This window comes from Rhodococcus sp. NPDC079359, from assembly GCF_040702585.1.
GTDB lineage: Bacteria > Actinomycetota > Actinomycetes > Mycobacteriales > Mycobacteriaceae > Rhodococcoides.
Map to the genome: position 1 here is coordinate 935,334 of NZ_JBFBLH010000001.1, position 22,022 is coordinate 957,355.

At 63.2% G+C, this 22,022-nt stretch carries 21 protein-coding genes; 6 read left to right on the top strand and 15 right to left on the bottom strand.

Annotated features, from left to right (window positions below):
- Positions 1-8: 8 nt before the first annotated feature.
- From AB0362_RS04230 to AB0362_RS04245, 4 genes are all read right to left on the bottom strand, one after another.
- Complete coding sequence (locus tag AB0362_RS04230; RefSeq protein WP_335742127.1) at positions 9-806, bottom strand: SDR family oxidoreductase; 798 nt, start codon at positions 804-806, stop codon at positions 9-11.
- 42 nt (positions 807-848) lie between these two features.
- Positions 849-1,064: a hypothetical protein gene (locus AB0362_RS04235; RefSeq protein ID WP_335742126.1), complete on the bottom strand. Its 216-nt coding sequence runs from the start codon at positions 1,062-1,064 to the stop codon at positions 849-851.
- Between the two features lie 136 nt (positions 1,065-1,200).
- The gene (locus AB0362_RS04240) at positions 1,201-2,007 is read right to left on the bottom strand and encodes an SDR family NAD(P)-dependent oxidoreductase (protein ID WP_335742125.1); all 807 of its coding nucleotides are present in this window, start codon (positions 2,005-2,007) and stop codon (positions 1,201-1,203) included.
- A 55-nt stretch (positions 2,008-2,062) separates the two neighbouring features.
- Positions 2,063-2,713, bottom strand: a complete 651-nt coding sequence (locus AB0362_RS04245) for a TetR/AcrR family transcriptional regulator (RefSeq protein WP_335742124.1) — start codon at positions 2,711-2,713, stop codon at positions 2,063-2,065.
- A gap of 33 nt (positions 2,714-2,746) precedes the next feature.
- On the opposite strand from AB0362_RS04245, the gene AB0362_RS04250 reads away from it, so the two are divergent.
- Positions 2,747-3,550, top strand: coding sequence for a glucose 1-dehydrogenase (locus tag AB0362_RS04250; protein WP_335742123.1), 804 nt, complete (start codon positions 2,747-2,749; stop codon positions 3,548-3,550).
- A gap of 65 nt (positions 3,551-3,615) precedes the next feature.
- On the opposite strand, the gene AB0362_RS04255 is transcribed toward AB0362_RS04250, so the two are convergent.
- From AB0362_RS04255 to AB0362_RS04270, 4 genes are read right to left on the bottom strand one after another with little or no spacing between them, the layout of a single operon-like run.
- The gene (locus tag AB0362_RS04255; RefSeq protein WP_335742122.1) at positions 3,616-4,341 is read right to left on the bottom strand and encodes an alpha/beta hydrolase; all 726 of its coding nucleotides are present in this window, start codon (positions 4,339-4,341) and stop codon (positions 3,616-3,618) included.
- On the bottom strand, positions 4,338-5,930 hold the full coding sequence (locus tag AB0362_RS04260; RefSeq protein WP_366234897.1) for an AMP-binding protein: 1,593 nt from the start codon (positions 5,928-5,930) through the stop codon (positions 4,338-4,340). Before AB0362_RS04260 ends, AB0362_RS04255 begins: the two co-directional genes overlap by 4 nt.
- Positions 5,931-5,942: 12 nt before the next feature.
- Positions 5,943-6,434, bottom strand: coding sequence for a hypothetical protein (locus tag AB0362_RS04265; RefSeq protein WP_335742120.1), 492 nt, complete (start codon positions 6,432-6,434; stop codon positions 5,943-5,945).
- A gap of 34 nt (positions 6,435-6,468) precedes the next feature.
- A complete protein-coding gene (locus tag AB0362_RS04270; RefSeq protein WP_335742119.1) occupies positions 6,469-7,224 on the bottom strand; it encodes an SDR family NAD(P)-dependent oxidoreductase in 756 nt (251 codons plus the stop codon).
- Positions 7,225-7,434: 210 nt separating this feature from the next.
- Here AB0362_RS04270 and AB0362_RS04275 point away from each other — a divergent pair, with 210 nt between their 5' ends.
- The 4 genes from AB0362_RS04275 to AB0362_RS04290 are packed head-to-tail and all read left to right on the top strand — an operon-like array spanning position 7,435 to position 11,843.
- Positions 7,435-8,493: an alpha/beta fold hydrolase gene (locus AB0362_RS04275; protein WP_335742178.1), complete on the top strand. Its 1,059-nt coding sequence runs from the start codon at positions 7,435-7,437 to the stop codon at positions 8,491-8,493.
- Positions 8,483-9,445: an LLM class flavin-dependent oxidoreductase gene (locus tag AB0362_RS04280; RefSeq protein WP_335742118.1), complete on the top strand. Its 963-nt coding sequence runs from the start codon at positions 8,483-8,485 to the stop codon at positions 9,443-9,445. Before AB0362_RS04275 ends, AB0362_RS04280 begins: the two co-directional genes overlap by 11 nt.
- The gene (locus AB0362_RS04285) at positions 9,442-10,641 is read left to right on the top strand and encodes an acyl-CoA dehydrogenase family protein (RefSeq protein ID WP_335742117.1); all 1,200 of its coding nucleotides are present in this window, start codon (positions 9,442-9,444) and stop codon (positions 10,639-10,641) included. The genes AB0362_RS04280 and AB0362_RS04285 overlap by 4 nt, the downstream gene beginning before the upstream one ends.
- Complete coding sequence (locus AB0362_RS04290) at positions 10,638-11,843, top strand: acyl-CoA dehydrogenase family protein (protein WP_335742116.1); 1,206 nt, start codon at positions 10,638-10,640, stop codon at positions 11,841-11,843. The genes AB0362_RS04285 and AB0362_RS04290 overlap by 4 nt, the downstream gene beginning before the upstream one ends.
- A 21-nt stretch (positions 11,844-11,864) precedes the next feature.
- Here the strand turns inward: AB0362_RS04290 and AB0362_RS04295 are convergent, their stop codons facing one another.
- The 3 genes from AB0362_RS04295 to AB0362_RS04305 are packed head-to-tail and all read right to left on the bottom strand — an operon-like array spanning position 11,865 to position 15,002.
- Positions 11,865-12,641 carry an SDR family NAD(P)-dependent oxidoreductase gene (locus AB0362_RS04295; protein WP_335742115.1) on the bottom strand — a complete coding sequence of 259 codons (777 nt, stop codon included), beginning with the start codon at positions 12,639-12,641 and terminating at the stop codon, positions 11,865-11,867.
- A 5-nt stretch (positions 12,642-12,646) separates the two neighbouring features.
- Positions 12,647-13,924 carry an acyl-CoA dehydrogenase family protein gene (locus AB0362_RS04300; RefSeq protein WP_366234898.1) on the bottom strand — a complete coding sequence of 426 codons (1,278 nt, stop codon included), beginning with the start codon at positions 13,922-13,924 and terminating at the stop codon, positions 12,647-12,649.
- A 34-nt stretch (positions 13,925-13,958) separates the two neighbouring features.
- Positions 13,959-15,002 (bottom strand): phosphotransferase family protein, encoded by a 1,044-nt coding sequence (locus AB0362_RS04305; RefSeq protein WP_335742113.1) that lies wholly within the window; start codon positions 15,000-15,002, stop codon positions 13,959-13,961.
- 104 nt (positions 15,003-15,106) lie between these two features.
- Between AB0362_RS04305 and AB0362_RS04310 the strand changes: the two genes are divergently transcribed.
- Positions 15,107-16,120, top strand: coding sequence for an NADPH:quinone oxidoreductase family protein (locus tag AB0362_RS04310; protein ID WP_366234899.1), 1,014 nt, complete (start codon positions 15,107-15,109; stop codon positions 16,118-16,120).
- Between the two features lie 80 nt (positions 16,121-16,200).
- Here AB0362_RS04310 and AB0362_RS04315 read toward each other — a convergent pair whose 3' ends face one another.
- The 4 genes from AB0362_RS04315 to AB0362_RS04330 all read right to left on the bottom strand — a co-directional run bounded on the left by AB0362_RS04315 (position 16,201) and on the right by AB0362_RS04330 (position 21,997).
- On the bottom strand, positions 16,201-17,421 hold the full coding sequence (locus AB0362_RS04315) for an amidohydrolase family protein (RefSeq protein ID WP_366234900.1): 1,221 nt from the start codon (positions 17,419-17,421) through the stop codon (positions 16,201-16,203).
- A 253-nt stretch (positions 17,422-17,674) separates the two neighbouring features.
- Positions 17,675-19,240 (bottom strand): ABC transporter substrate-binding protein, encoded by a 1,566-nt coding sequence (locus AB0362_RS04320; RefSeq protein WP_366234901.1) that lies wholly within the window; start codon positions 19,238-19,240, stop codon positions 17,675-17,677.
- An 84-nt stretch (positions 19,241-19,324) separates the two neighbouring features.
- A complete protein-coding gene (locus AB0362_RS04325) occupies positions 19,325-20,926 on the bottom strand; it encodes an ABC transporter substrate-binding protein (RefSeq protein ID WP_366234902.1) in 1,602 nt (533 codons plus the stop codon).
- Positions 20,927-21,046: 120 nt separating this feature from the next.
- Positions 21,047-21,997 (bottom strand): ABC transporter permease, encoded by a 951-nt coding sequence (locus tag AB0362_RS04330; RefSeq protein ID WP_366234903.1) that lies wholly within the window; start codon positions 21,995-21,997, stop codon positions 21,047-21,049.
- Positions 21,998-22,022 lie beyond the last annotated feature (25 nt).

Below are 22,022 nucleotides of genomic sequence, written 5' to 3' on the forward strand. Positions count from 1 at the left end.
GCTCGGTCTCATCGACTCGAGGCCAGAGCCGCATCCTCGGCGTCCTGTACGGCGTCGCCGTTGATCGAGAACCCGCCGTCGACGGTCACCAGCGACCCGGTCGCGAACGCTGCCTCATCCGACACGAGATACGTTGCTGCATAAGCGATATCCATGGGGTTGCCGATTCGTGTGAGCCTGCCACCGCCGGTGTGGTGACCCGAATCGCCGCGGCCGGCGACCACTCGGCCCACGAGAATGCAGTTGGCCCGGATGCCGTCGGCGCTACCTTCCACAGCGAGTGATCGCGTCAACGAGTTCACCGCAGACTTCGCGGCCCCGTAGGCGCCGAAGCCCTTGAACCCGGCCACGGACTGACCCGACGAGATGTTCAGGATCGACGCGCCGTCGGCCGAGACGAGGTGCGGCCAGGCATACTTCGACGCCCAGAACACGTTGCCGGTGACCGTACCGGTCATGATCGCCTGCCACTCCTCGTTGGAGTATTCGTGGATGGGCTTGATCGTCGTGGCCACCGCCTCGGTGGGAGCCGCGTTGTTGACCAGGGTGGTCAGCTTCCCGAAGCGTTCGACGGTGGATGCCACCACATCGCGAATGCTGTCCTCGTTCGTGACGTCCAGGGAGAAGAACTCCGCCTCGCCCCCGGCTTCTCGGATGCGGGCCACAACCTTGTTACCGCGATCCGCAGTTCGCCCCGTGACCGCGACCTTGGCCCCTTCCGACGCGAAATGTTCCGCCATGGAACGACCGATGCCACGGGTGGATCCGGAGATCAGTATTACCTTGTCGGACAACCGTGTACCCATATGTACTCCTTGCGCGTGGATGTAGCCGACAACCGGCGACGATCAGAGCGATTCCTGCAGGTTCTCCATGGCAATCAGTCGACGACGAGTCATCTCCATCGACGCGGGCGCGTTGGGATCGTCGGTTCGGGACTCCAACTCGCTCAGATGAGCTCGGGTGGCTTCGATCTCCTCGACCAACCGCTCACCGGCCTCGTCACGCGTCAGCAGATCCTGATCGGTCCAGTCCGCTGCGTCGATGTCCTTCTCTGTGGCCATGCTGACACCATTGCTTTCGATCGAGACCGGGTGCGACGAATCGGGGGCATCGTGCTCGACGCCCACGCGGCACCACGGCCTGTTTCACGTGTTTGAATCTGACACCTATGTACGTTAGTGACAGCAATCACAACTGTCAACGTGCGAGGCGTCGACCCGCGTCGACGAACGCGTCTTCGATTCGCCGATGACGAGCACGCACCGACGCAAGCGAGTCGGGATGCGTCACGATGTACAGGTCACCGTGCTCGATCGAATCGGCGACGATCTCGCCGACCACCTCCGCAGCCAGGATTCCGGCGGGTTGCATCGGACCGGTGCGTGTCGGATTCGCCCCCGGCCTGTTGCGTTCGCTGTTCGCGATATTCGATCGCACCATCGCCGGAACGAGGACGCCGACGCCGACATGTGAATCACGATGAGCAAGTTCGTCACTCACCGTTTCCGTCAACGCGACCACGCCGAACTTGGTCACTCCGTACGCCGCGAGCGAGGGACCGGTCCGCACACCGGCGATCGACGCGGTGTTCACGACGTACCCGTGCGTCGAGGTCGATTCGATGATCGGAAGGAACACGTTCATTCCGTTGATGACGCCCCAGAGGTTGACGTCGATCATCCAGCGGAAGTCGTCGAGGGTGAGCTGATCGAACGGTGCGATCTTCGCGACCCCGGCATTGTTCACGGCGATGTCGATCCTGCCGTGACGATTCACCACGCAGTCTGCCAGTGCCCGCACCTCCTCGGCGCTCGATACGTCTGTCACGACGCCGGCAACCCCGAGGGCCGACGACGCCGACTCCAGCGCCGATCTCTCCACATCGGCGATGGTCACCTCGGCGCCCCGGGCGATCAGCGACGACGCGATCGCGTATCCGATACCGGCCGCTCCCCCGGTCACCACTGCGACCTTGCCCGTCAGATCCGAAATTCCCACAGTCATCGTCGGTGCCCTCTCCCTGTGCCGAGTCCCGTTGTCGAGAAACGATCTTCACTGTTCAGTCGATATTCAGCCCGCCGAGCGCGAACTCGCTGATCCACTCGACGTCCGCATCGGTCGGTGCCGTCGAACCCCACAGGTGACGACGCATCGCACCGAGTACGAGGTCGGAAATACATGCCCCGTCGCGCACCGGATCGCAACCGAGAGCATCGAGGGGTGCGACGAGCAGATCAGAGATCGGTTTCAGCAGCTCGTGCTGGCTGCCGCCGGGAGACGCGGATCCGGACTTGCTCAAGTGTCCGAGCACCGTCCGCGAAGTCTGCGCCGCTTCGACACTACTGACCTGTCGCAGCACTCCGCGAGTCCACGCCGCAACCTGCTCACGTGGACCGTCGACCTCGTTCATCCGTCCGCTCACGAACTCGACCACTCGACTGACGCCCTTCTCCAGGACGGCGAGTACCAGGTCGTCCTTGCTCGGAAACGAACGGTACAGCGTTTGGTTCGAAATACCGGCCGCCGCGACGATCTCGGACACCGAAGGCATTGCTGGAGCCGACTTTTCGATCAGTCCGAGGGTCACGTCGAGCAACCGCTCGATTTCGTCCTCGGCAGATTTGCGCTGCCGCTCGGTCCGCCGCGCGGCAGCCTGTGCGGCCCGGCTATTTGATGCCGGTGACCGAGAATCTGATGTATCGTTCTGCATCTCGAGTAATCACATTCTGTTTCTAGGAGACTGATGAGTTCCAGTATGGACGACAACAGCAACTCCGCAGCCACCGACACCGGATCTCCGTTCGACCTGTTCAGCCTCGCCGGCAAGGTCGCACTGGTCACGGGCGGTAGCCGCGGTATGGGTCGACAGATGGCACTGGCCTTCGCCAAGGCCGGTGCCGACGTCGTCGTCGCCAGTCGCAAATTGGAGAACTGCCAGCAGGTGGTCGCGGAGATCGAAGCGATCGGACGGCAGGGCCTCGCCTACAGCTGTCATCTCGGTCATTGGGACGAGATCGAGGGGCTCGTCGACGCGGCGTACGAAAGATTCGGTCGCATAGACGTTCTGGTCAACAATGCCGGCATGTCCCCCACCTATGACAGCGTCACAGACGTCACCGAGAAGATGTACGACAGTGTTCTCGGACTGAACCTGAAGGGCCCCTTTCGGCTGACCCAACTGATCGGCACCCGAATGAAGGCACAGGGTTCCGGCAGCGTCATCAACGTCAGCAGCACCGGCTCGCTCCGTCCGATGGGCTCGATCATCCCCTATGCCGCTGCCAAGAACGGTCTCAATGCCATGACCGAGGGATTCGCCGATCTCCTCGGACCCGAAGTACGCGTGAACACGCTTATGCCTGGTCAGTACATGACCGACATCGCCGCCGCATGGGACATGGAGCAGACCATGGAGGCGTCCAAGCGGCTGCATCTCGAGCGCATCGGACAGCCGCCCGAGATCGTCGGTGCAGCACTGTTTCTCGCCAGCAGTGCGTCGAGCTACACCTCGGGAACGATCGTGCGATCGGACGGCGGCATTCCCTGATCGTGAGCGAAACCGGCGGTGACGGACGGATTCGCTCTCGTCACCGTCGACCTCATAACGGGTGATCAGAAGTGGTCCACGAGCACCTTCGCCAGAATCTCGGGTTCGCTGATCATCACGTTGTGACAGGTGTCGATCTCCACCACATCCTCCACGCCGCCGAGGTTGTCGATGTGCGCGCGCTGCTGTTCGGGAGTGACTGCTCGGTCCTGGCCGGTGAGTATCCACGTCCGCGGAATCGACGTGGGCATCGCGCTCCGGTCCACGGGTTGCGTTGCCAGCAAGGTCGATTCGGCACACAGTCCCGAGATGCTGAACTCGGTCTGCTCGCCCGTCATGCCGTTGCAGAACAGCTGCTCTGCCAGTTCGCGGGGGAACGGGGCCGGTTCGGCCTGATCGTCGACCTTGTCGCTCACCTCCTCCTGAAGATCGCCGACGAGATCCTGCAGAATCGATTTACCATCCGGCGGCACGGCCGCCGCGACGAAGACCATGCGTGACACCCGATCTGCGCCCAACGCCGCTGCAACGCCCGGAACGGTGACCCCGGCCATGGAGTGCGCCACCAGCATGACCTCGTCCACCCCGGCGTTCTCGATGTCGGCAACCACCGACGCCACGCAGTCCGCGATCCCAACCGTGCGGATGTCTGCTGGATTGCCCGCTCTCCCGGGTAGATCCACGGCAATGACCTCGATGTCGGGATGCAGGGCAGCCAGCGCGGACACCGTCGGCTCCCAACACTCGGATGTGTGTTGACCTCCGTGCACCAGAACTATGGCGTGGCTCATGGCTGACCCTCTCCCTCGGTGGTCCAATACTGCTCCAGCAGAACTCGTTTGAGAAGCTTCCCGGTCGGTGTTCGCGGCAGGCTCGTTGCGAAGTCCACCGACCTGGGGCACTTGTACCCCGCCAGTACCTGCCGCGTGTGGGCCATCAGTGCCGCCGCCAGTTCATCACTGGCGTCCACCCCGGGCTCCAGCTCGACGACCGCCTTCACCTGCTGCCCGAACTCGTGGTCGGGCACACCGATCACGGCTACGTCGAAGACGGCGGGGTGTTCGGCGAGGCGGTCCTCGATCTCTGCGGGATAGATGTTGACTCCACCGGAGATGATCAGATCGACCCGACGGCCGTCGAGGTAGAGATAGCCGTCGTCGTCCAGGTACCCGAGGTCGCCCAGGGTCGCGCGACCCGACGCGTCGAAGACACCCGCGGTCTTCTCCGGCGACTTGTGATAGCTGAACTTCGGCGCGTGCTCGAACCAGACGGTGCCGCGCACCGTCGGTGCCACCGGTCGCCCGTCGTCGTCCCGCACCGAAATCGTTCCAGGCGCAGGCTTTCCGACCGATCCACGATGTCGGAGCCATTCCTGTGGCGTGATCAGCACCATTCCGATGTTCTCGCTGCCGCCGTAGAACTCGTAGAGAATGGGGCCCCACCACGTCATCATCGCTTGCTTGACCGAGACCGCACATGCTGCACCGGCATGAATGACGCAGCGCAGGCTCGACACGTCGTACCTCGACCTCGTCTCGGCAGGCAGGCCGAGCAGACGCACGAACATCGTCGGAACCACACTGGTGTGCGTTACCGAGTGACGTTCGATCAGCCGGAGAGTCTGCTCGGCGTCGAATCGCTCGGTGAGCACGAGCGTCCCGCCCCACCTGACAACCGAGGTGCAGCTCTGCAGCGGATACGCGTGGTAGAGCGGGGCCGAGTTGAGCCACACCGATCCGCCGGTGAACCCCCACATCGCCGCGAACCCGGCTGTGAGCGGATCTCCCTGTGCGAACTGCACATCGAGCATGTCGCGAAGTATTCCCTTGGGCTTTCCGGTGGTGCCGGACGAGTAGAACATGAACGCGCCCTGCAGGTTGCCTGCGGTCGCGTCGGGGCCGGGATCCACCGTCTCCCCGTACAGACGGTCGGCGCCGTCCGAGGACGGGAGGTCGTCGTCCGCGACGAGAATGACCGGAGCACCAGGCGCACCGTGAACCGCGCCGCAGACCGTATCCAGGTATCGCGCGGAGGTGACGACGAGTCGAGCGTCGGAATCGACGATGACGTGCGTGATCTCGTCGGCCGTCAGATGCGTTCCTACGGCGACCAATCGGACGCTCGTACGCAATGCAGCGACGGCAACGACGAGGAAGTCTGCGCGATTCTCCATCGCGATTGCGACGCGGTCACCCGTCAGCACTCCTCGCGCGGACCAATCCTGGGCCACTCGGCGTGATCGAACCGCCAGCTCGCCGTACGTCATCGATGGGCCGTCCGGCACGAGAACCGCAAGTCTGTCCGGGTCTACTTCTGCCCAGTGATCCGGCGTCAAGGCCGGGTTCTGGCTCTGGTCCCGGGTTTCGGTTACAACAGGCACTAGTCGACTCCTTCAGTCCACGGTCCAGCCAGTGACCTGGCTCTTCGCATTCTTCATCGCCGACCACGGCGGAAGGCGGGTCGGCATGGGCAACGGCACCTGCTCTGCCCCATGTTCCGCCAGGAACGCGGCGAAGACGGCCGGATCACCGGGAAACGGCGAGCCCTCCCCGGCGATGAATCCATAGAGCTCGCACCCCTCGGGACCCGCGACCCACGGCCCGAACATGTCGCCGTATTCGAGCATGATGTGAGTGCCCACGCCGCACACGCCGTCCTTGCTACGAATCTCTCCCTGCACGATGAAGTTGATGTGGTTGCCGTGATGGCCGTGTTGCGGCGTCATGGCACCTGGGTCCCACTTGTTCCAGAACGCAACGTAATCGGGTGAGAGCTCGATCCACTTCTCCCAGATCGATGCGGTGTGCCCGTCTTCGAACCGGAACCTCAACATCTCTTCGGTAGGAACATCGTCGAGATGTTTGATTCGTGGACCGCCATACATCGCATGCCTCTCTCAGGGCTCTCGTCGATCACAGCTACCTAGGCAGGGCCTGCATCATTCCGCCGTCGAGTTCGTACGTACTGCCGGTGATGAAGGACGCCTCGTCCGACAACAGGAATGCCACGAGATCTGCGGCCTCCTCCGGCCTTCCCATTCGGCCGATGGGGATCAGACCCGCCCACTTCTTCTGCAACTCTTCCGGATACGCCAGGATCGCCGGAGTGGCGACGGTGCCGGGGGCGACGGCGTTGACTCGAATATTGTCCAGCGCATAGTCGATGGCCGCATTTCTCGTCAATCCCACCACCCCGTGCTTGGACGCGACGTAACCGGCCATCAGGTCGGCATTCTTGAGACCCGCGCACGAGGTCATGTTGACGATGGCTCCCCCGCCGGCCGACACGAAGTGCCCGAGCTCGGCTCGCATGCAGAGGAATGTGCCTCGAAGATTGACTGCCACTGCCAGATCGAACGCAGCGGGGTCGAGCTCGTGTATCCGTCCGAGTGGATGCGCGATACCCGCGTTGTTCACCGCGAGGTGCAGTCCACCGAAGGTCGCCACTGCATGCCCGACCATGGCCTCGGTTTCGACCTGATCGGAGATCTCGGCGTGGAAGTACGACGCCCGCCCCCCGGCTTCTTCGATGTCCGAGACCACTCGTTCACCGGCGTCGTCGTCGATATCCGCCACGACGACGGCTGCCCCTTGAGCTGCAAGCTTTTTGGCACACGCCTCGCCGATTCCATTGCCGGCACCGGTCACGAGTGCAACCCTGTTGTCGAATCGCATCGTCGTTCTCTCCCAGCACTGAGTCGGTGCAGAGTCCATGCCGGACCGCGAATGCACATCTGACACCGATGGACACTAGTGTGACGTGCACCACCTGTCAACGGGCGTGAACGACGGGAAATCTGTACTGATTTTCCGCTGTGACCCCATGATTCATTCTGTGACGCTATTGTCAGAACACTGCAAAGATTGGAGCCTTCTCTCGTGCGAATGCCACTCGGCCTCGTCAGCGCTCTCACTGTCGCCTCGTGCATCGCTGTCACGTCGCTCTCCACTGTTGCTCCGGCTGCCGCCGTCCCGATCGCGCCCACTGATCCGGCGTCTGCGGGCTGCAGCGATGTGTCGGTCGCCAGCAGCCTGATCCCGTCCGGCCCGAAGACGGATTCGGTGTACGGACAGTTCTGCGACGTGGGAACCTCCGACACACTGCAGATTCTGGTGGCCGGTGCCACCTACGATCACACCTACTGGAATTTTCCGGGATTCGGCGGCAAGTACTCGTACTCGGATTACGCCAACGGGGCCGGCTATTCGACGCTGGCGATCGATCAACTCGGTGTCGGCCGCAGCTCGAAGGCGCCGGGAATCACCGTGACCGCCCTCTCGCACGCCAACGCGATCCATGACGTCGTGCAGGCCGCCCGGAACGGCGAACTGGGTCGACAATGGAATAACGTTGTGCTGGTCGGCCATTCGTTCGGAACGCTTGCCGCGCTCATCGAGGCCTCGGTCTTCGACGACGTCGACGGCATCGTTGCCAGCGGGGCTTCACACGTCCCCGGCCCCCTGGCGATCGCCGGAGTGGTCGGTTCGGTCCGTATCGCAGAGCAGGATCCACTCACCACCGACGCCGTTCCCCCGGGCGATATCGGTTACCTCAGTACGGTGGACCTGAGGGCCACCGAGTTTCACGATCCCGCCGACAGCGACCCGGCGGTGGTTGCCGCCGACGAAGCAAACAGACAAGCGGGAACCGCAGGAATGTTCCTGACCATTCCCGCGTACATTCCCGCAACGCTGAATATTCGAGTACCGGTGCTCCTGGCGAACGGAACCCGCGACAGGGTCTTCTGTGCTCAGGGCGACGGACTTTCACTCACCGATTGCGCGAGTGCCGACGCATTGTACCGATCGGAGAAACCGTTCTATCCCAACGCCGATGTCGAGGCCTACGTGCTTCCTGGAGCAGGTCATTCGATGAATCTGGCACTGAACAGCCGTGACTTCTTCGCCCGAGCTACCGAATGGATTTCTGCCCATGTCGGATAGCAATTCCATCGAAACAGGTGATGAATCGGCCTCGGCCGCTCCCCAGTTCGGTGTGTACGTGCCACAGATCAAGATCGATGCGCGGACCATGGTGTCGCGAGCGCAGGCTGCGGAGAAGGCCGGATTCCATTCGTTCTGGGTCATGGACCACCTGTACGCGCCAGGGGCCCCGCCCACCGACACACTCGAGAGTTGGACGCTGCTCAGCGCGCTTGCCGGCGCGACGTCGACCATCCGACTCGGTCATCTCGTCGGCTGCAATCCATTTCGCCATCCCGCCTTGCTGGCCAAGATGGCCGCGACCCTGGACCAACTGAGCGCCGGCCGCCTCGACCTCGGCTTGGGATGGGGCTCGGTCGAGGACGAGTTCGTCCAGTTCGGTTTCCCCGTCGGCACCAGACGCGAGCGCTCGCAAGCACTCGGCGAAACACTGGACGTCCTGGAGCTGATGTTCACCGGCGAACCGTTCGACTACGACGGAACCCATTTTCGCCTCGAGGGCGCATACGGACTTCCCGTTCCCGTCCAGAAACGAATTCCGATCCACATCGGCGGCGGCGGGAAGCAGCTGACCATGCCGCTCGTCGAACGCCACGCCGACTGGTGGAACTGCGTCGGCAGTGCGCGGTCCAGGTTGAGTGAGCTCGCCCCGCTTCGCGGGAACGCGAGGATATCGGCGCAGTACGCGGTCGGGGTCGTCGATGTCGAATCCCGACGAGACGACGTGACGGCGAGGATCGGTAGACGCATGCCCGAGAGTGCATGGGGAAGAGCACTGATCGGAACGCCGGACGAATTGGTGGAGATGTTCCGTGCGGAGCGCGATCTCGGCGTCGAATTGTTCATCGTTCGCTTCCACGACCTCGGCACCGAAGCCACCCTCGAATTGTTCGGCAAGGAAGTGGCGGCACCATTGAAAGTTTCGAATCAGTCAAGAGGAGTGTGTGCATGACGTCGACTTTTCGATCGACCTCCACCCAGGCAGACGTGATCGCCGCGGTGACAACGTTTCTCGAGAAGAATCCACCGCCGTCGATGTCCGAGACCGAATTTCTCGGGCGTCGCTACGACGCCGGCCTCGCCTGGGTCCAGTTTCCTGTCGGTTCGGGTGGTCTCGGAGCGCCCAGTGCACTGCAGGGTGTTGTCGAAGGAGCGTTGCTCGCGGGCGGAGCGGCTCCCGTCGACAGCATGCGCAATCCCGTCGGTCTCGGGATGGGCGCTCCGACGGTGCTGCACCACGCATCGGTAGAGCTCCGAGACCGCATCCTGCGCCCACTCTGGACGGCCGAAGAAATCTGGTGCCAGCTGTTCAGTGAACCCGGCGCCGGTTCGGATCTGGCGAACGTGGCCACCAAGGCCGTGCGTGACGGTGACGACTGGATCGTGAACGGGCAGAAGGTGTGGACGTCACTTGCTCACCGTTCGCGCTGGGCCATGTTGCTGGCCCGCACCGATCCCACCGTGCCCAAACATACTGGCATGACGTACTTCATCCTCGACATGACGACACCCGGTGTCGAGGTGGTGCCGCTGCGTCAAGCCACCGGCGAGGCCGATTTCAACGAGGTCTTTCTCACCGACGTGCGCATTCCGGATGCCATGCGCATCAGCGAGGTGGGCGACGGCTGGGCCGTCGCACGCACGACGCTGATGAACGAGCGAACTGCTATCGGTGGCAAACAGGCTCCGCGCGAGGAAGGCCATGTGGGGAGGCTGGCCGATCTGTGGCGGACACGGCCGGACGTCCGCACACCCGGCGCCTACGCCGAGCTGATGCGACTCTGGGTGGATGCCGAGGTCGCACGGTTGACCAACGAACGTACGCGCCAGATCGCCGCGATGAACCAGCCCGGGCTCGAGGGCTCCGGTGCGAAGGTGACGTCTGCGCGCAACAATCAGCAGGTCACCAAGTTCCTCGCCCGTTTGAGCCCGAACGATGCACTGACGTACGACGAATGGTCGATGGACAAGGCCCCCGAACACACACGGGACCGTCCGGAGACGTACCACTACCTGCGTGCCCGCCCGAACTCCATCGAAGGCGGCACCACCGAAATTCTGCTCGGTCAGATCGCGGATCGTGTACTCGATCTACCCCGTGAACCGAAGATCGATCCCACCCTCGCATGGCAGGACATCCCCAGATGAGCGCGCCCACAGTCCCATCCACGCCTGCCGTCCCATCCCTGGTCTACGACGCCACGCAGGACGATCTTCGATCCACTCTGCGCCGGCTTCTCGACTCGAAGTCCACCTCGAAGCACCTGCTGGCTCTGGCTGCCGAGGAACGCGGCTACGACTGCGCCCTGTGGACTGCAGTGGCGCGCGACATGGGCCTCGCCGGACTGCTCGTACCCGAGAACTACGGCGGTGCAGGCGCATCCGTCCGCGAAGTGGCCGTGGTGATGGAAGAATTGGGTCGGGCTCTCGCTCCGATTCCGTACTTGGCCAGCGCGGTTCTGGCCACGTCCGTTCTCACGAGTTCTCTTTTCGACAGCGACGATTCGCCGGATCGCGTGAATCCTTCGAACATCGCCGGTGAGGCACTCGGTCGACTCGCCGACGGAGAGATCGGGGCGCTGGTGGTACCGGCCACTACCGGCCCTACCACCGAGGCTCGGTCGGCGGCCTTCGGGTTACGCGGTCGACGCATCGATGGCGCGGACCGAATCACACTCGACGGCACCGTGACCGGCGTATACGGTGCGGATTGTGCCGCGCTGTTCGTCGTCCCGGCCGTAGTGGACGGTGTCGAGACGATCGCACTCGTCGAAGAATCGGTCGCGGGGCTCTCGGTGTCCGCACCCGTCAGCCTGGACGTCACCCGGCCGGTGTTCGACGTGCACTTCGACGGCGTCGAGGCAGACGTCCTGATCAGCGGACCGAGCGCAGCGACGGCTCTCGACACGGCGTTGGACACCGGCGCGGCCATGCTGGCGTCCGAACAGGTCGGCGTGGGCGACTGGGCGCTCGAGTCGGCGCGAAATTACCTCACGATTCGCCATCAGTTCGGCAGACCGCTCGGGTCCTATCAGTCGTTGCGCCACCGGGCGGCGCAGCTGTGGATCGACAACCAGCAGGCGCGGGCTGCGGCACAGTACGCCGCAGCAACGCTCACCGAGAACTCGAGCGACACAGGCGTCGCAGTCTCGATGGCCAAGGCATACTGTGCCGCAACAGCATTGACAGCCGTCGAAGAATGCTTCCAGATGCACGGCGGAATCGGGTTCACCTGGGAACATCCGGTGCACTTCTATCTCGCGCGTGCGTTCACGTCGACCGTTGTGCTCGGCAGTGCAGAAGACCACCACAACGCCATCGGCGCTCTGGTGGATCTCCCTGCGTCGTGACGGCGGCCTGAGCGCTCGCCGCTACCGCATCGCCAGCGTGCCGCCGTCGACCGGAAAGACCTGACCGGTCATGAATCGCGCACCGTTGCTCGACAAGAAGGCCATCACCGGAACGAAGTGCCGATCGACGTCACCGAGCTTGCCGCCCAACGGCACTGCCGTCGCCATGAACTCGTCGTGTGCGGCCAGTTGCTCCGGCGTCATCGAGGCCCGTGTGGTGTCGTACATCGGCGTCCAGATGGCCGGCGCTATCGCGTTGACGGTGATGTCGTACTTCGCCCATTCGCGCGCAACGGTTCTGGTCCACGCCACCACCGCTCCCTTGCTCGCGGAGTAGGCGGCCTTGTTCGGCAGTCCCTGTACCCCCGCGGCGGAAGCGAAGTTGAGGATCTGGCCACCCGCGCCTTTCAGGTGCTCGAACGCCGCCTGATTGGTCAGGAACGTCCCTGTTGCGTTGATGGACATCACCTTCGACCATGTCGCGAAGGTGATGCTCTCGGCAGGGCCGCCCGGGGCGATTCCGGCCGCGTGGATCAGCACGTCGAGACCCCCGAGGAGCGACACTGCCTCGTCCACTGCGGACTTCACCGAATCGGGTTCGGCGACGTCGGCCACGAGGAACTTCGCCCCGGCCTCCTTCGCGATGGTCTCACCCGGATCCTGCGCGAGATCCAACGACACGACCTGTGCACCCAGAAGCGGGAACGCACGAACGAGACCGGCGCCCATGCCGCTGGCACCGCCGGTGATCACGACGCGTCGACCGGTCAGTGAGATCGAATTCTCTTGCACGGACATCGCGGTCACGCGATCCCGAGCTTGGACTTCGCTGCACCGATCTTCGACGGGATGTGCTCGGACGGCCACAGCGTATCGACGGCCTCGTATCCGGAGAGCACTCCTCGTGCCACCTGACGAAGGTGGACTTCGGTCGGTCCGTCGACCAGGCCCATCACCGGCGCACTGACCCACATGTGTGCGAGCGGCGTGTCCTGGCTGACACCGAGCGCACCGTGAACCTGAATGGATCGCGAGACGATGTCGTGCAACACCTTCGGTGTCAACGACTTGATCGCACTGATGTCTTTACGGCACTTCGAGTAATCCTGGGTCTTGTCGATCAGCCAGGCGGTCTGCAGCACGAACAAGCGGAACTGCGTCAGCTGCGCGTACGATTCCGCGATGTAGGTCTGTACCGTCTCGCGGTCGGCAAGAGGCTTGCCGCGAGTGGTACGACTGAGCGCGCGCTCGCACATCATGTCCAGTGCCCGCTGTGCCATTCCGACCGTACGCATGGCGTGATGCACGCGTCCCCCGCCCAGGCGTACCTGTGCAACCTCGAAGGCGCGCCCCTCGTCACCGAGCATCGCGCTCGCGGGCACCCTGACGTTGTCGTAGTGCATGTAGGCGTGCGAGCCCTCCTCGACGGGCTCATGCATCAGCGGCACGTTTCGCTCGATGACGACACCTGCGGTGCCGGTGGGCACCAGGAACATGGACATGCCCTTGTGCGGGCCCGCATCCTTGTTCGTGTACGCCATGACGATGCAGAACGTGGAGTAGCGCGCGTTGGAGGAAAAGTACTTGTAGCCGTTGATGATCCAGTCGTCACCGTCACGTACCGCGGTGGTCTCGAACTGACCGACATCGGCTCCGCCCTGCGGTTCGGTCATCGAATAGCACGAGAAGATCTCGCCCGCCAACAGCGGCGCCAAGTACTCCGCCTTCTGCTCTTCGGTACCGAAGTGCGCGATGATCTCGGCGTTCCCGGTGTCAGGAGCCTGAGTTCCGAAGATCACCGGCGCCCAGATGGAACGACCGAGGATCTCGTTGAGCAGCGCAAGTTTCATCTGGCCGTAGCCCCGCCCACCGAGTGCGGGCTCGAGATGGCACGCCCACAACTGTTGGTCGCGAACCTTCTGCTTGAGCGGGTCCACGATGCGGCGATGTTCGTCGTCGAGTGGTTTGTAATTGTCGTGTGGCCATACGAGATCCAACGGTTCGATCTCGGTACGCACGAACTCGGCCGCCCAGTCGAGCTTGCTCTGAAACTCGGAGTCGGTCTCGAAATCCCATGCCATGAAATGCTCCTCGATAGTGTGTTCGTTGAACGGATCAGCGGTACGACGTGGTGCGGGAGAGCGACGCGGCGAACTCCATCAGTTCGAGTGCGATGGGACCGAAGCGCGCGACGCGCTCGTCCGCTTCGCCTTTCGCGTGCCGTGCAACGCTCGCCTCCAGCACGATCGCGAGCTTGAATCGGGCAAGGATCACGTAGTAGTCGACGGCGGACACATCACGTCCGCTCACGTTCGCGTAGTGCTCGAGCATCGCATCGCGAGAAGGCATTCCCGCGTAGTCGAGGTACCGCGCGTGCTTCATCGCGTCACCCTCGGGCGGCCAACCCACGAGAACCCAGCCGAGATCGAGCAGCGGGTCGCCGATCGTCGCCATCTCCCAGTCGATGATCGCGGCCAGTTCGGCAGGCTTACCGTGGCGGTACATGACGTTGGCGAACTGGTAGTCGCCGTGCATGATTCCCGGTTCGAACGTGGACGGAATGTGATTGCGCAGCCACGATGCGGTCTCGTCCAGGCCCGGCAGCTCACGAAACTTGAACCCCGCCAAGTGCGAGAGCCATCGATCGACCTGGCGCTCGAGGAAGCCTTCCGGCTTGCCGAAGCCCTCGAGCCCCCGAGCTTTCCAATCGACCCTCGCCATCTTCGCTGCGCCGTCGACCAACTGAATTGCCAAGCCGCCGCGGGCGTCCAGATCGGTGTCGAACGGGGCTATCCACCCGGCGCCCATGGGGCTCCAGCCGTCGACGAGATCCATCAGGTAGAACGGGCTGCCGATGACGGACTCGTCGTCGGTCACCGCCCGCAGCCCCGCGTGCGGGACGTCGGTTCCGTTGAGAGCCTTCAGCAACCGGGCTTCTCGCATCAGAACCTTGGCTCGCCCTTCGACTCCATAGCTGGGGGGCTTGCGAAGAGCCATTTTCTCTCCGCCACGGCTGATCTCGAAGAGCTCGTTCTGGGATCCGCCTGCCAGGCTGCGCGCCTCGGCGAGTTCGCCGGGCCCCGGTAGACCCTGGGCATCCATCCAACGACTGAGGGACTCGACGTCGAGCGACGGAGTACTCACTGCTTGATCTGTCATGATCAGAACATAATGACTATATTTGGGAAACGCAATTACCCACGGCGTTCTTTTCGTATATTCGCTGGTGGGAGCTCTGGGCTTTTCCACCTGAAAGGATCTCGATGACCTCCGCAGTTCGCGTATGTCCCAAGACCATGTCCGCCGCCCGCATTCATCGACTCGGCAGTGCGGACGCGATTCGGATCGACACGGTCGACGTGCCGACCCCCGGACCGGGCGACGTCCTCGTCGAGGTGCACGCAGCCGCCGTCAACTTCCCGGACACGTTGATGATCGCGGGTAACTACCAGACTCGAACCCCGTTGCCGTACATACCCGGACACGAGGCGGCAGGCATCGTCGTCGACGTCGGCGACGGCACGTCGGAGCTCACCATCGGAGATCGCGTCGCCGTGCTCGCGCCACACGCATTCGCCGAATACGTCACTGCACCTGCGGAGTCCGCGTCGTCGATTCCCGACGCCGTGGATTTCGTTTCTGCCGCGGCAACCTGGGTCTGCCATCTCACCGCCTACCACGCTCTGCGATCCGTCGCTCGAATCTCCTCGGGCGACAGGGTTCTCGTGTTGGGCGCGGGCGGCGGCATAGGGCTCGCCGCGGTGGAACTCGCCACCGCCCTCGGCGCCGAGGTCGTCGCCGCAGCGTCGTCTCGAGCCAAGCTCGACGCCGCGACTGTACGCGGTGCGCGCGTCACGATCGACTACAGCGCAGGCGATATCCGCGAACAGCTGCGAGCGGCGTGCGGCCCCGGCAGTCTGGACGCCGTCATCGATCCCGTCGGCGGGTGGCAATCCGAAGCGAGCCTGCGTGAACTCCGTTGGGGAGGAACGTTCGTGACCCTCGGGTACGCCAGCGGTGAGATTCCAAAAATCCCGCTGAATCTCGTCCTGCTCAAGGGTGCCGTGATCAAAGGATTCGAGATTCGAACCTTTCCGCAGCACGACCCCACCGGCAATACACGTGACCGAGCCGAGTTCACCGAGTTGTGGCGCTCGGGCCGAATCTCACCGACCATCCACGCGCGATTCCCCTTGACTCACACCCGACACGCACTCGAAGCCGTCGCCGGACGTGAGTCGGTCGGCAAGACCGTCATCGAGATCGTTCGAGACTGAGACCGCGCAGATCTGGAGCCGCAACTTCGAAGGACGCCCCCGCAGATACTCTCGTGGGACGTCCTTCGATGTTCTACACGTCAGCTGGTGCGCGGGAAGTGGTACAGCTCGCGGGCATTGAGCTCGACGATCTTGTGTGCTTCGTCGTCGGGAACCTCAGCCAGCAGCTTCTCGGTGAAGCGACGACTGTTGGGCCAGTTCGAGTCCGAGTGCGGGTAGTCGCACTCCCAGGTGATGTTGTCGATGCCGATCTTGTGACGGCGCGACACGCCTTCGAGGTCGTCGATGAAGCATCCGTAGATGTTCTGCCGGAACAGATCCGACGGACGAACCTCCTTGTTGACGTTCTGGTACCAGCGGTGCTTCTCCCAAGTCAGGTCGATACGCTCGAGAAGGTAAGGGATCCAGCCGATTCCACCTTCGGACAGTGCAACCTTCAGGTTGGGGAACTTGTAGAACACCGGCGAGAACAGCAGATCGGCGGTGGCGTACATGGAATTGGTACCGAACAGCGCAATCATCACGGCCATCGGGGCCTCCGGTGACGTCATCGGGGCCTTGCCCGAGGATCCGAAGTGCATGCACAACGGCATCTTCGTCTCCTCAGCAGCGCGGAAGACCGGATCCCAATGATCGGTGTAGAACGACGGCAAGCCGAGCCCGACGGTGTTCTCGGGGAACGTGATCGCCTTCGCACCCTTGGCATGGCAGCGGTAGATCTCCTTCGCGGACTCCTCGACATCCCACAGCGGCAGGATGATCAATGGGATGAACCGGTCGGGTGCAGTCGCGGCCCACTCGTCGAGGTGGAAGTCGTTCCACGCCTTCACCGACAACAGCGCGAGCTCGCTGTCCTTGTGATCGATGAACACGGTGCCTGCGAAGCGCGGGAACGAGGGGAAGCACAGAGCTGCCTGGACTCCGTCGATGTCCATGTCCGCGACGCGGGCCTTGGGGTCGTAACATCCGGGCAGCATGTCCGAGTAACGCGTCGGATCCATGCCGTACTCCTGCGGCTTCTTCCCGGCGACGGCGTTCAGGCCGATGTTCGGGTAGATCTTGCCCTCGTACGACCACACCTCGGCAATCTTGGCCTTCGCCTCGCGACCGCCTTCGCCGCGTGCGGACGCGAGCAGCAGCTTCGACAACCCCTCGTCGCCGCCACTCTTGCTCATATCCATCTCGATGATGCGCGGTCCCTGATCGAGATGCTTTTTGGGTAGACGAGACGTCCACACGTTCGGCGGTTCGATCAGATGATCGTCCACCGAGATCAACTGCATATGGTCCTGAAGCGGCACTGTGACTCCCTACGTGAAGTGGATGGCGCCCGTGGGCTGAACGTCATCGAGATCTTTCGGCATCCGTCTTGTCAGCATTCAGTGCGCCTGAGACGCAATATCTGACATAGTGTCATCGTAGTGATGGGCGTCACGAACGTCAACATCGGACGTCATCCACCAGCTAATTGTCTCCAAATTTTCGTGTGCGTGGAGAACCCATATTGCCGTTGCCGGCGTATTTGGATCGCTTTCTGACGCATCGGTCATTCAATTACCCGGTCACGCCGACGTACCTGAGGTCGAATGCGCCACCGGACGTCGGCGGGCTCATCTCGTCGAGTCCCACTACCGCCGACGTGTGCGCATACTGCGTCGGGATCGCACAGACGAAGAGCTCGAGAGCATCCTCCGACGCGCTGGCCGACGCTGCAGCCAGCGCCCTGGCACGCGCGTCGGTCGCCATCGTCGCATCGAGTGGTGCCAGCAGCGCCGCCTCGACCTCTGCGGGCAGCGGGCCCGGGTACTGCCAACCCAGATAGGCCTCGGCCATGGTCGTGCCTGCGTCGGCCGTACCGGGATGTGTGTACTGGAAACCGTCGGCTCGCCCCGCCCGCCACTCGGTGGCAGCGGTACCCAGGTCGCGTTGCTGCAGTTGTAGATCGATCCCCACTTGCGCAAGCTGTTCCTTGATCGCGACCGCTACTCCGTCACTCGTCCGCACGCCGGCCAGCGTCAGTACCGTCAACTGCATTCCGTCGCCGTAACCGGATTCGGCCATCAGCTGCCGCGCCCGATCAGGGTCGTAGTCGTATCGATCGGCACTGCCCTCGTCGTGGCCGACGACACCGTCCTGCAACGGCTGCGACGTCGGAGTGCACTTTCCGCCGAGCAGTGCCTCGCTGATGCCGTCACGGTCGATCGCATAGTTCATGGCTCGCCGCACGTTCACGTCCGCCAGCGCCGGGTTCGAGGTGTTCAGATACATCGCGTACCACGCACTTCGGTCGGTGTCGGTCACGCCGAATCGGGTGTCACGCACCAATTGCTCCACGTCCGCGCTCTGCGTCACCTTGGTGAGCGCCGCGTCGATCTGGCCGCTGCGCAGGGCGTTTAGCCGCGCTTGATCGTCCACCATGCCCACCACCTCGATCGACGCCATGTTCTGCGCCTCGGGTTCGAAGTACCCGTCGTATCGGGTGAAGCTCGCGCGGTCGCCGACCTTCAGCTGGTCCAGTACGTACGGACCCGAGCCCGCCTCGGTCATGGAAAGGTCCTGCTCGGCGGCAGCGGGGTTCACGATAGCTCCGGCGAGAGTGGACAGCCGGTAGATCAAGTCGGCGGCAGGTCGATTCAGCGTGAGCACGACGGTCTCAGCATCGGGCGCGGCCACGCCGTCGATCGATGTCAGTTCACTGGCCACCGTCGACGTCGGCAGAGACCGTGCACGTTCCAGACTCCATCGGACTGCCTCGGCGTTCACCGGCGTGCCGTCATGGAACGTCGCATCCGAACGCAGTGCGAACGTGAGCGTTCGCCCGTCGGCGGAGTACGACCAGGATTCGGCCGCCATCGGGACGAACGTTGCGGTGCCCGAGGAATTGTCGACGCGGACGAGACGGTCGTAGACCAGGCTCAGATACGGGAACGCGCCGACGATCGAGGGAGTGGCATGTGGGTCCATCATCGGCGGCGGCAGTATCCATCCCATCGACAACGACGCATTTCGATCGACCTCACCGCCACCTCCGGCACCGGGCGACGTCTCGCCACCCCCGCAAGACGACGCCACCAACGCGGCGACACAGACGACGGACACCCACGTGAATCTACGAAACATGCTCTTCCCTCTCTCGGTACGAACGAGAAACGACGAGAGCGGAACGGATTGTCCCCGTTCCGCTCTCGTCGCGTGTGGTGTGGATCAGGCAGTCTTGCCGAGGTAACGGGTGTCGACGATGCCGGTGAAGTCGGCCTGGCCGGCCTGGTCGATGCCGTACACCTTGTCGCTGTACGCGGCCTGGGTCGGGATACCGCAGACGAAGATGTCGTACGCGTCCTCGGAGGCGATCCGCGACGCCTGGGTGTACAGCGAGATGCGCTCGTCGTCACTGGTGTTGGGATCGAGCGACGTGTTCACCGCGTCGGTGAACTCCTGAGACGGTGCCGTCGGGAAACGGAGCGGCACGAGGTAGTTGTTCTGCAACGACTGTGCCGGAGTGGGGAACGTCAGACGTGGGTTGAGTAGCGCGTAGCTTCCCTCCCCCATCCGAACCTGCGCATCGGCAGTGGGCAACGGAACGATGTCGAGTCCCACTCCCACCTCTGCCAACTGAGCCTGAATTGCAGTGGCCATCTCCTGCTGCGGCGACAGACCGGCCACCGTGATCACCCTCAGGCGCAGGTCCGCAGGCGCGTTCGCCTCGGCCAAGAGCTGACGGGCCTTGTCGGGATCGTAGGTGTACCGCCCGACGGACTCCGGGTCGCTTCCCTCGATCTCCGGTGCGATCGGCTGCGAGACCGGTGCACACTGGTCCTTCAGCAGTGCCCCGTTGATGCCGTCACGATCGATGGCGTAGTTCAAGGCCTGCCGTACCCGAGGATCTTCGAGCCCGGGCTGGCCGATGTCGAGCTGCACCGCGTAGTACTGCGCCACCGGGAACGTGTGCAGCTGGTACTGGGGCTGACGTAGCAAAGTCTGGAGATCGTCGGTTTGTCCGGCCTTGGCCAGCATGGCGTCGATCTGGCCACTGCGGAATGCGTTGAGCCGTGCGTTGTCGTCGGTGATACCGATGATCTCGAGCTTCGCGGCCTTCTGCGCTTCGGGATCCCAGTAACCGTCGTAGCGGCTGTAGATGATGCGGTCACCGCGACGAACCTCGTCGACGACGTATGGTCCCGAACCTGCGGTCTCGACCGACAGATCCACGTTCCCGTCGATGGCAGCCGGGCTGATGATCGCCGCGACGGTGCTCGACAGAACGGACGGCAGGTCTGCCGCTGGTCGGTTGGTGGAGATCTTGACAGTCGTGGGATCTACCTCTTCGATACCGCTGATCAGTGCGAGCGCACCGGCGGCGCGAGCTCTCGCCGGATCCACAGCGCGCTGAAGACTTTTGACCACCGCTGCGGCGTCGACCTTCGTGCCGTCGTGGAATGTCGCGTCGGTACGAAGCGTGAAGTTCGCGGACATGCCGTCCGGTGCGAACTCCCAGGACTCGGCGAGCATAGGAGCGATCTCGGGTCCGGCGACGGCTTGCGTCAGACGGTCGTATACCGGAGCCAAATAGTTGAAGTCGATCTGGTAGTTCGCGGACTGATGCGGATCGAGGTTGTTCGGTGCCACGGTCCAGGCGTACCGCAGTGTCGCGTTGCGGTCGACATCGGACGCTGCTGCACCCTCTCCCGAAGCTGGTGTGGACGAGGACGAACCACTCCCACCACCGCACGCGGTCGTCACCACGGCAACGGTCATGATTCCGACGAGAACCTTCGTACCGAATCGGATACGTCTGTGCACTTTCATGGCTTGTATGTCCTTTTTGTTGCAGAGCGTGGACCGGACCCTCGCCGGGCCCATCGGGGGGTGGAGCAGTGAATCGAGCGGTGTTGTTCGTGCGGTGTCGTCGGAACGAAACGTGGTCGCTTATTTCCGAATCTTCGGATTGAGGTAGCCGTAGGACATGTCGACCAGGAGGTTGCATATCAATACCACCAGGGCACTCATGATGACTACCCCCTGGACCATCGGAAGGTCGCGCTGCACCACTGCGGTGTAGCCGAGCATTCCCAATCCCGATATAGCGAAGACGAATTCGACAGTGACCGCGCCGCCGAGGATGCGTCCCATCTGCATGCCGAGCACGGTGACGATGGAGACGGCTGCATTCTTCATCGTGTGCTTCCACAGCACACTTCGTCCGCTCAGTCCTTTTGCGCGTGCGGTGCGCACATAATCCTTGTTGAGTGCGTCCACGATGGAACCTCTTGTTTGCCTCGCCAATTCGGCTGCAGAGACCGCGGCGAGCGCGAGCGCAGGCAGGATCAGGTGTCGTGACCACTCGACGATGCCGCCCTCGGCAATCGTGACGTACCCGGTGGCGGGCAACCACGCGCGTGTGATGGCGAACGTGATCACCAGCAGCAGACCGAGAACGAACGGTGGAACACTCATCAGCAGAGCAGCAACCGTGGTCACCGCACGATCGACCAGCGAGCCCTGTCGCACCGCAGCCCACACGCCCAGCGGAATCCCGATCACGATCGTGAGGATGATCGCCCACAGCGCAAGCGAACCGGTGATCCAGATGCGCTCCATGATGGCGTCCGTCACGGCTTGCCCGCTGTACAGCGACTTGCCGAGGTCGCCGGTGACGGCGTGCCCGACCCACTCTGCGTAACGAACGATCATGGGTGAGTCCAGATTCAGGTTCTGCCTGATCGACTCGATCTGCTCGGGGCTGGCGCCGTCGCCCGCAATGCGAGCGGCGGGATCGGTCCCTCGGTTCGCCAGTTCCAACAGCACGAACGACAGGAAGGCGACCAACAGCAGCAGTGGAACCGAAGCCAATATTCGGCTCGTCACCAATTTCAGCATGACGCCGACTCCTCTGTGTCGAACT

Excerpts from the sequence above, each read along its gene's own strand:
- AB0362_RS04230 (WP_335742127.1), bottom strand. The coding sequence starts at position 806 with ATGGGTACACGGTTGTCCGACAAGGTAATACTGATCTCCGGATCCACC.
- AB0362_RS04235 (WP_335742126.1), bottom strand. The coding sequence starts at position 1,064 with ATGGCCACAGAGAAGGACATCGACGCAGCGGACTGGACCGATCAGGAT.
- AB0362_RS04240 (WP_335742125.1), bottom strand. The coding sequence starts at position 2,007 with ATGACTGTGGGAATTTCGGATCTGACGGGCAAGGTCGCAGTGGTGACC.
- AB0362_RS04245 (WP_335742124.1), bottom strand. The coding sequence starts at position 2,713 with ATGCAGAACGATACATCAGATTCTCGGTCACCGGCATCAAATAGCCGG.
- AB0362_RS04250 (WP_335742123.1), top strand. The coding sequence starts at position 2,747 with ATGAGTTCCAGTATGGACGACAACAGCAACTCCGCAGCCACCGACACC.
- AB0362_RS04255 (WP_335742122.1), bottom strand. The coding sequence starts at position 4,341 with ATGAGCCACGCCATAGTTCTGGTGCACGGAGGTCAACACACATCCGAG.
- AB0362_RS04265 (WP_335742120.1), bottom strand. The coding sequence starts at position 6,434 with ATGTATGGCGGTCCACGAATCAAACATCTCGACGATGTTCCTACCGAA.
- AB0362_RS04270 (WP_335742119.1), bottom strand. The coding sequence starts at position 7,224 with ATGCGATTCGACAACAGGGTTGCACTCGTGACCGGTGCCGGCAATGGA.
- AB0362_RS04275 (WP_335742178.1), top strand. The coding sequence starts at position 7,435 with ATGCCACTCGGCCTCGTCAGCGCTCTCACTGTCGCCTCGTGCATCGCT.
- AB0362_RS04280 (WP_335742118.1), top strand. The coding sequence starts at position 8,483 with ATGTCGGATAGCAATTCCATCGAAACAGGTGATGAATCGGCCTCGGCC.
- AB0362_RS04285 (WP_335742117.1), top strand. The coding sequence starts at position 9,442 with ATGACGTCGACTTTTCGATCGACCTCCACCCAGGCAGACGTGATCGCC.
- AB0362_RS04290 (WP_335742116.1), top strand. The coding sequence starts at position 10,638 with ATGAGCGCGCCCACAGTCCCATCCACGCCTGCCGTCCCATCCCTGGTC.
- AB0362_RS04295 (WP_335742115.1), bottom strand. The coding sequence starts at position 12,641 with ATGTCCGTGCAAGAGAATTCGATCTCACTGACCGGTCGACGCGTCGTG.
- AB0362_RS04300 (WP_366234898.1), bottom strand. The coding sequence starts at position 13,924 with ATGGCATGGGATTTCGAGACCGACTCCGAGTTTCAGAGCAAGCTCGAC.
- AB0362_RS04305 (WP_335742113.1), bottom strand. The coding sequence starts at position 15,002 with ATGACAGATCAAGCAGTGAGTACTCCGTCGCTCGACGTCGAGTCCCTC.
- AB0362_RS04310 (WP_366234899.1), top strand. The coding sequence starts at position 15,107 with ATGACCTCCGCAGTTCGCGTATGTCCCAAGACCATGTCCGCCGCCCGC.
- AB0362_RS04320 (WP_366234901.1), bottom strand. The coding sequence starts at position 19,240 with ATGTTTCGTAGATTCACGTGGGTGTCCGTCGTCTGTGTCGCCGCGTTG.
- AB0362_RS04325 (WP_366234902.1), bottom strand. The coding sequence starts at position 20,926 with ATGAAAGTGCACAGACGTATCCGATTCGGTACGAAGGTTCTCGTCGGA.
- AB0362_RS04330 (WP_366234903.1), bottom strand. The coding sequence starts at position 21,997 with ATGCTGAAATTGGTGACGAGCCGAATATTGGCTTCGGTTCCACTGCTG.